Source organism: Paraburkholderia sp. EG286B (assembly GCF_040965655.1).
Taxonomy (GTDB): domain Bacteria; phylum Pseudomonadota; class Gammaproteobacteria; order Burkholderiales; family Burkholderiaceae; genus Paraburkholderia.
Genome location: NZ_JBFRCF010000234.1, coordinates 1 through 255 on the forward strand (window position 1 = coordinate 1; position 255 = coordinate 255).

Below are 255 nucleotides of genomic sequence, written 5' to 3' on the forward strand. Positions count from 1 at the left end.
ACGGAACAGGCGCGCCATGACCGTCCAGAAGATACACCCGCGTGTTCGCGATCGGACGCCCAATCGTCTCAACGACAGCCTCCCCCCTCGGCATGCAAATCCAGGTCGAGTACGTCGTTGTCTCGGAGGGTGCGTACAGATTACATATCTTCTCGATGCGACTGCCCCCGAAGGCCTTCTCTATGAGGCTCGCCTTCAGCCGCTCACCCGCCAGATTGATGATGCTTGCCGAAGCCGGCACTGCGTTCTTGTCGA

Annotated in this window: 1 protein-coding gene; it reads right to left on the reverse strand. The window is 59.6% G+C overall.

Translation table 11 applies throughout. From position 1 onward, the window contains the following. A partial coding sequence (locus tag AB4Y42_RS44570; protein ID WP_368697938.1) for an AMP-binding protein occupies positions 1–255 on the reverse strand: 255 nt, incomplete at both ends.